The organism is Candidatus Edwardsbacteria bacterium (assembly GCA_031082425.1).
In the GTDB taxonomy this organism is placed as follows: Bacteria; Edwardsbacteria; AC1; order AC1; family EtOH8; genus UBA2226.
This window is the reverse complement of sequence record JAVHLB010000011.1, coordinates 69989-76928: the sequence shown is the minus strand read 5'-3', so window position 1 is coordinate 76928 and position 6940 is coordinate 69989. Positions and strand designations below refer to the sequence as shown.

Below are 6940 nucleotides of genomic sequence, written 5' to 3'. Positions count from 1 at the left end.
TTGATGTAGTCGGCGTGCCCGGGGCAGTCCATATGGGCATAATGACGCTTCAGGGTCTCGTACTCCGCATGATGTACGTTGATCGTCACCCCGCGGGCCTTTTCCTCCGGAGCGTTGTCGATCTCCTCGTAGCTCTTGGCTTTGGCCAGCCCCTGCTCCGCCAGGTATTTGGTGATGGCGCTGGTCAACGTCGTCTTGCCGTGGTCAACGTGACCGATCGTCCCGATATTTACGTGCGGCTTGGTTCGCTCGAATTTTGCTTTGGCCATGGCGCTTCTCCTTATAAAAGGATTTATTCTTTAAGAATTCATATTTTCAAATGGAGCCCACCACCAGAATTGAACTGGTGACCTCGTCCTTACCAAGGACGCGCTCTACCGACTGAGCTAGGTGGGCGTTGGTTTCAAGAGGAAAAAACAATAAACCCCTATCCCCCCAAGTCACCACTACTTTGGGCGGCAGAGTCTGTTTTTTCGGAAGAATTGTAATTATATCAAATTTTCAGGATTTGTCAACTATATTTTGTCAAAACTGAGATATATTTTATCCACTGGGCCCCGGATCGGTTTTTTGCCAAAGGCTCATATTTTCATGAGGCAGCTTGTTATAATGCAAACGACCTCCCCAGCATAGACTTACAGACAAAAAGCTGAAAAATACAGCAGGTGAACGGAATCTCCGCCTATGTCTTCAGAACAGGCATAATCTGCGGCGGATCCGCCGCCCTGCTACGAAGTTGAGCATCAGGCGGGGAACCGTCATCCTAGCTCCGGATGCGACGGTTCGGGCAATAAAATGGAGCGGGTGAACGGAATCGAACCGTCGTATCCTGCTTGGAAGGCAGGAGCACTAACCGTTGTGCTACACCCGCTCGGAAAACTTATCCGCCGATATTTTGACCCCACCTTGATTCCTCCCCTTGATCTGGGGGAGGGTCGGGAGGGGTCAAGTAGTGGTGGTGAGGGGAGGATTCGAACCTCCGAAGGCTTAGCCGACAGATTTACAGTCTGTTCCCTTTGGCCACTCGGGAACCTCACCACGTTTATAATATTTACTTCCGGTCCTCTCGGTACTGGCCGGTCGTCGATTCGCATAAAAGCATATCGAGATGTCGGCCAACTCGAGCCCCGTTGCTGAAACTCATCTTTATGGAGCCACCGAAGGGACTTGAACCCCCGACCAGCGGTTTACAAAACCGCTGCTCTACCAGCTGAGCTACGGTGGCCCTTCGGGTTCCTAAAAGTGTTTGTAATTATAACCAAAAATATTTACTAAGTCAATATAAAATTAAACCGTCGAATCTTTGAGCCAGTATGGCCTTCAAATATTATCGCTTGATAATAGATGTTTACGTCTTCAACTGTTTCTTCTTGGCCGCCGGGAACAATATATTGTTCAATATAAGACGATACCCCGGCGAGTTGCGGTACAGCCGCAGATCGGTCTTGGGATCGCCCACGAAATGCTGGAAATCCTCGGGGTCGTGTCCGCCAAAATAGGCAAAGCTCCCCTTGCCGTATATCCCGTGCAGGTATTTCACTTCGTCGCTGCCGGCTACCTCGGCCAGCAGGACTATCCCTTTTTTTATCCTGTCCCGGCGGAAGCCGGTATCCTGTCCCAAAAATTCGCTGACCAGCGCCACGTGGTTCTGCACCAGCATGCATGATACCGGATCGTACTTGGCCGAAAAATCGAACATGGTGAAATAGGTGTCCTTCCCCCGGGACAGGGCGTCGGTGCCAACATCTATGTCGGAATGTTCGTACACCAGGGGATTGGTGATGACGTTGAAGTCGCTGAAGGCCAGGGTCTGGGAAAAGTCCAGCCTGGCCTGCCAGTCCGGCTCGGCCGGGTCGCCGTCGAACTCTTTAGGCACGATATCGGTTCCGGAGGCGGACAGGGCGATATCCAAGGTGGCCGGGGCCGAACACATGGCGAACAGGAAGCCCCCGTCGTATAGGTACTGCCGCAGTTTCCGGGCCACCTCCAGCTTCATCCGGGAGACCTTTGGGTAGCCCAGCTTTCCGGCCAGCCGGGTGTTGGCCCGGACATCGTTCTGGTACCAGTCGGTGTTGCGGTAGCTGGAATAGAACTTGCCATATTGCCCGGTGAAATCCTCGTGGTGCAGGTGCAGCCAGTCATACTGCGCCAGGGTACCGGAGAGCACCTCCTCGTCCCATAGGGTGGTATAGGGCACCTGGGCGTAGTCCAAGGCCAGACGGACCGCATCGTCCCAGGGATCGTGGGTCAGCGGAACATAGACCGCCAGCTTGGGAGCCTTCTCCAGTTCTATCCGCTCCATGTTCCCGGATTCGATCTGGCGGCATATCTCCGAAGTTTGATCATCGGAGATAATGCCGTAACTGACCCCGGAAAGCTTGCACAGATCCGTCGTGGTTTGATTCTCCGAAGCCATGAAAGATCCGCCCCGGTAATTTAGCAGCCATTCCACCTTGATGCCGTTCTGCAGGCAGCGGTACACCACCCCGTAGGCCCGCAGGTGATCGGCCTGGGTCAGGTCCATGGGAATGAAGATATTGGCGGCAGAGGATTGCCTGGCGGAGGATATTGCCACCGCCAGGAAGAATAGTGACGAAATGAAATGTTTTTTAAGCATCGGTTGTAAATATTTATTGTGCCCGGGTGCCGGGGCAAATCTGCTGGAGTCTCAACTTCCCTGGGGCCTTGTTAAGTTTAATTGCATTTGTTTGATTTGTCAATTGAATTATGGGACACTTTGCTATTGAAATTCTGTCCGTTAAGTGATATCCTAACGGTGGAGGAGAAAATATCATGCGACGCTGTGAAAAATGCCGAAGGGCCCTGCCCCAGGGCAGCATATATTACCGCCTGAACATCTCCCTGCTGCAGGGGTTCGACGGGGTGCTTGATCAGACCGATGGCACCAGCATCAAGGACCTCATAGCCCGGATAAACGAGCAGACCGCCGGGGTGCCGGAATCCCTGCTGGAGGAGGAGGTGCACCGCGAATTCAGCTTCATATTATGCAGCCGCTGCAAGGAAAAATACTGTGCCAACCCCCTGGACCTTCCCCTCAACGGCAACAGCGTACCCAAAAAACTCTCCGACCTGCAGGAATAGATCGTCCGATTTTGATGATTGCCCCCAAAGGTCCTCATCCTGGGTATTGCCCGCAGCCGGCCAATCGCAACCTGACACACAGCCCAAATTTCCGGCAGTGTTTTGGCAGCCATTTCACTTTAACCATCCACCATCCGTAATCTAAAGGCAAAACTGTCATGCCTCACTCCCGATTCACCCATCTTCACCTTCATACCGAATACAGCGTCCTGGACGGCCTGATCCCGGTTAAAAAACTGGTGGAGAAGGCGGCCGAGCATAAGATGACCTCGCTGGCCATCACCGATCACGGCAATATGTTCGGGGCCCTGGATTTTTACACCACCGCCCGCTCGGCCGGGATCAAACCCATCATCGGCAGCGAGATGTACCTGGCCCCCGGCAGCCGGCTGGACCGTTCGGCCGACGCCGGCGGGGAGACCGCCTTTCATTTGATACTGCTGGCCCGCAACGAGACCGGCTACCGCAACTTGATGAAGCTTTCCTCGGCCGGGTTCCTGGATGGGTTCTATTACAAGCCCCGGATCGACAAGGAGTTTCTGGCCCAGCACTCCGAGGGCCTGCTGGCCCTCTCCTCCTGCATTCAGGGCGAAATCGCCCAGGCCATTCTGAAAGGCAATCCCCCAAAAGCCCGGGAGGCCGCCTCCTTCTACCGTGAATTGTTCGGGCCGGATTTCTTTCTGGAGATCCAGAACCACGGCCTGCCCGAGGAGCTTCAGGTCATCCCCGAGATCGCCGCCCTGTCCAAGGAGCTGGACATCCCGCTGGTGGCCACCAACGACGTCCACTATCTGGAAGCCAAGGATGCCAAGGCCCATGACGCTCTGCTGTGCATCCAGACCGGCAGGATCATCAGCGATCCCGACCGGATGAAATTCTCCAACGACAACTTCTACTTCAAATCACCGGCCGAGATGGCCCGGCTTTTCGAGGAATTCCCCCAATCCATCGACAACACCATGGCGGTGGCCGAGCGCTGCAACCTGCTGCTGTCCGATCTGGGTTCCGGCAAACTGAACATCCCCTCCTATGCCATCCCCCAGGAATTCGACAGCCAGCATGCCTACCTGAGATACCTGGCCGAGACCGGCCTCAGCAAAAGATACCAGACGGTCACCTCCGGGATCAGGGAGCGGCTGAACAAGGAACTTGAGATCATCGAGAAGATGAACTTCCCCGGCTATTTCCTGGTGGTCAAGGATTTCATCGATTTCGCCCGGGCCAACCAGGTTCCGGTGGGACCGGGCCGGGGCTCGGCGGTGGGCAGCCTGGTGCTGTATTGCCTGGGCATCACCGATGTGGAACCGCTGAGGTTCAACCTGCTGTTCGAGCGGTTTTTGAATCCGGAGCGGGTCACCATGCCGGACATCGACATCGATTTCGGCGACACCCAGCGCGGCAAGGTGATCGAATACGTCAACCAGAAATACGGTTCGGACAGCGTGGCCCAGATCATCACCTTCGGCACCATGCAGGCCAAGGCCGCGGTGCGGGACGTGGGCCGGGTGTACAGCTTAAGCTACAGCGAGGCCGACAAGATCGCCAAGCTGATCCCCTTCGGCAACACCATCGCCGAGGCCCTAAAGCACGTGCCCGAACTGGACAAGCTGGTGAGATCCGACCCCCGCTTCCAGGAGGTGATCGAGATCGCCCAGGCGGTGGAGGGCCGGATCCGAAACGTCGGCACCCACGCCGCCGGGGTGGTGATCACCCCGGGGCGGCTGACCGATTATCTGCCCCTGTTCAAGAGCAGCAAGGGGGACGTCTCCACCCAGTACGAGATGGGCTGGCTGGAGAAGTGCGGCCTGCTGAAGATGGATTTTCTGGGCCTGCGCAACCTGACGGTGATCGACGACACCGTCCGGATGCTCCGGGAACGGGGCGTCAACGTGGACATGGAGGCCATCCCCTACAACGATGAGCAGACTTTTGCCCTGCTGAAGAAGGGCAACACCACCGGGATATTCCAGCTGGAATCGGCCGGCATGCGCGATCTGACGGTCAAGCTGCAAACCTCCTCCCTGGACGACATTATCGCGGTGATCTCCCTGTACCGGCCCGGGCCGATGGATCTGATCCCCCAATTCCTGGCCCGCAAAAACGGCCAGGAGCGGATCGAGTACGAGCACCCCCTGCTGGAGCCCATCTGCAAGAACACCTACGGCATCCTGATCTACCAGGAACAGGTGATGCAGGCGGTGCAGGCCCTGGCCGGTTATTCGCTGGGCGCCGGATATCTGATGCTGAAATCCATCGGCAAAAAACGGCTGGAGGATCTGGAGAAACAGCGCCCGGCCTTCATCAAGGGATGCTACGAAATCAATAAGATCCCCAAGGATCGGGCCGAAAAGATATTCGACCTGCTGGCCAAGTTCGCCGGATACGGCTTCAACAAATCGCATGCCGCCGGTTATGCGGTGCTGGCCTACCAGACGGCTTATCTCAAGGCTCATTACCCCTTGGAATACATGTCGGCCGTGCTGACCAGCGTGATGGGCGACACCAACAAGACCATCTCCTTTCTGGCCAATTGCCGGGAGACCGGCATCGTCATGCTTCCCCCGGATATCAATGCCAGCCAGCACCACTACCAGCCGGAGGGCCCGGCCATCCGCTTCGGCCTGGGGGCGGTGAAGAACGTGGGCCGTAACACCATCGATTCCATCATCGGGGCCCGCCGGGAGCTAAAAAGCTTCGATTCACTGAAGCAGATGCTGGAGAACATCGACGCCCGGGTGGTCAACCGCAAGGTGCTGGAAAGTCTGATAAAATCCGGCTGCTTTGATGCCATCCAGCCGGACCGCGAGGGCCTGCTGAACGATCTGGACCTCACCATGGAATCGGCCGCCCAGATCCGCCACGAGCGGGAGATGGGCCAGACCTCCTTCTTCGACTCCGCCGAACCGGCGCCCGGCCCCGCCCGGGATCAGGCGAAAAAAGCCCCGGCCCAGGTGAGCCGCAAGCAGTTTCTGGCCTTCGAAAAGGAGGCTTTGGGGTTCTATCTGTCCGGGCACCCCCTGGAGAAATACGCCGCCGACATCAAATGCTTCGCCAGCCATAATTTGGACCAATTGACCGGCCTGGATGATTATCAGGCGGTGATCGTGGCCGGCCTGATCTCCTCGGTCAAATCCATCACCCAGAAGAACGGCAAACCGATGGCCTTCGTCTCGCTGGAGGATCTTACCGGGTTCACCGAGGTGGTGGTTTTCTCCGACCTGTACGATGCCAAGCGCAGCCTGATAAACAGCGACGGAGTGGTGCTGGTGGCCGGAACCGTTTCCACCAAGGAGGACGAGGCTCCCAAGATCGTAGCCTCGGACTTTTACGCCCTGCCGGAATGCCGCAAGGGCCTGGTGGAACAGCTGGAGATCCTTCTGGAGCAGACCAAGATGAACGACGAATTCACCCGCCAGCTGACCGGGATACTGCAGCGCTATCCCGGGGTCTGTTCGGTGACCTTTGTGATCAAAAACGGCCAATCCCAGCCGGTGAGGATACGCTCCCAGAAACTGAAGGTGATGCCGGAGCAGGAACTGCTGGCCGAACTGAACCAGTTCCTGGGCGGGCCCCTTTACCGATTCTGCGGCAAATGGCAGCCGGCCCCGCCCCGCAAGCAGAGCAACTACCGGAAGAACGGCCCGGGTGGAAGGTACCAATAGGCTATGGACCTTTTTGCCACCGAGGCACAGAGCGCACAGATTTTTCTTTTGATCTTTCTCTATGACCCACCTCTCCCCTAAATAAGGGGAGAAACAGAGGGGTGCCTTGGCCTGACCGAGAACTGGGGAGGTTGGGTCTTTACTGTTAATATTTTTAAGGCATTTATTTGTCTTGC

At 56.5% G+C, this 6940-nt stretch carries 4 protein-coding genes and 4 tRNA genes; 2 read left to right on the top strand and 6 right to left on the bottom strand.

The features are described from left to right. The 6 genes from RDU76_10600 to RDU76_10575 all read right to left on the bottom strand — a co-directional run. Nucleotides 1-269, bottom strand: a 269-nt coding sequence (locus RDU76_10600; protein ID MDQ7799367.1) for a GTP-binding protein, incomplete at its 3' end; no start/stop codon positions are given. A gap of 51 nt (nucleotides 270-320) precedes the next feature. After that, nucleotides 321-396: transfer RNA gene (locus tag RDU76_10595), tRNA-Thr, on the bottom strand. Nucleotides 397-796: 400 nt separating this feature from the next. Further along, nucleotides 797-871 (bottom strand) — tRNA-Gly (locus tag RDU76_10590). A gap of 82 nt (nucleotides 872-953) precedes the next feature. Next, nucleotides 954-1038: transfer RNA gene (locus RDU76_10585), tRNA-Tyr, on the bottom strand. A 111-nt stretch (nucleotides 1039-1149) separates the two neighbouring features. Continuing rightward, a tRNA-Thr gene (locus RDU76_10580) sits at nucleotides 1150-1225 on the bottom strand. A 123-nt stretch (nucleotides 1226-1348) separates the two neighbouring features. Next, nucleotides 1349-2617: an asparagine synthetase B gene (locus RDU76_10575; protein MDQ7799366.1), complete on the bottom strand. Its 1269-nt coding sequence runs from the start codon at nucleotides 2615-2617 to the stop codon at nucleotides 1349-1351. A 176-nt stretch (nucleotides 2618-2793) separates the two neighbouring features. On the opposite strand from RDU76_10575, the gene RDU76_10570 reads away from it, so the two are divergent. Together RDU76_10570 and RDU76_10565 are read left to right on the top strand one after the other, a co-directional pair. Then, entirely contained in the window at nucleotides 2794-3102 is a 309-nt protein-coding gene (locus RDU76_10570; protein MDQ7799365.1) for a hypothetical protein, read from the top strand. A 158-nt stretch (nucleotides 3103-3260) separates the two neighbouring features. Further along, nucleotides 3261-6764 (top strand): DNA polymerase III subunit alpha, encoded by a 3504-nt coding sequence (locus tag RDU76_10565; GenBank protein ID MDQ7799364.1) that lies wholly within the window; start codon nucleotides 3261-3263, stop codon nucleotides 6762-6764. The last annotated feature ends 176 nt before the right edge of the window (nucleotides 6765-6940 follow it).